Source organism: Xanthobacter autotrophicus (genome assembly GCF_030015065.1).
In the GTDB taxonomy this organism is placed as follows: Bacteria; Pseudomonadota; Alphaproteobacteria; order Rhizobiales; family Xanthobacteraceae; genus Xanthobacter; species Xanthobacter autotrophicus_D.
The window spans coordinates 1-412 of record NZ_JAIVFN010000497.1 but is presented as its reverse complement, the minus strand read 5'-3'; the positions used below and the strand labels follow the sequence as shown (position 1 = coordinate 412).

Below are 412 nucleotides of genomic sequence, written 5' to 3'. Positions count from 1 at the left end.
GAATACGAAGCTAGTAACTGGAATAAAGAATTAGAAACACAAATTATTAATATAGACGAAGTTCAAGATGAAATTACTACTTATAAGCAACCGAAAAAAGAGTTGATTGGCAATATTGCTAAAACGATTGAAATGATTTCTGAAAAAGTGGATGAGCCATTTATAGATCAACAACATTTAGACGAATTAGAACAATTAAGAACACATATTGATGAAGAAACTGGTATTAAAGCGACGCATGAAGAAGGAATTCTACATCCAGTGGAAATTATTGAATCTATGCAAAAGGTATTAACTGATGATACTACTGTAACAGTTGATGTTGGAAGTCACTATATTTGGATGGCACGTAATTTCAGAAGTTACAATCCAAGACATTTATTATTTAGCAATGGTATGCAAACGCTTGGTG

The 412-nt window shown here is 31.8% G+C and carries 1 protein-coding gene; it reads left to right on the top strand.

The genetic code is table 11. The features are described 5' to 3' along the window. The coding region (locus K9U40_RS24205) for a hypothetical protein (protein ID WP_432715948.1) at positions 1 to 412 on the top strand (412 nt) is incomplete at both ends.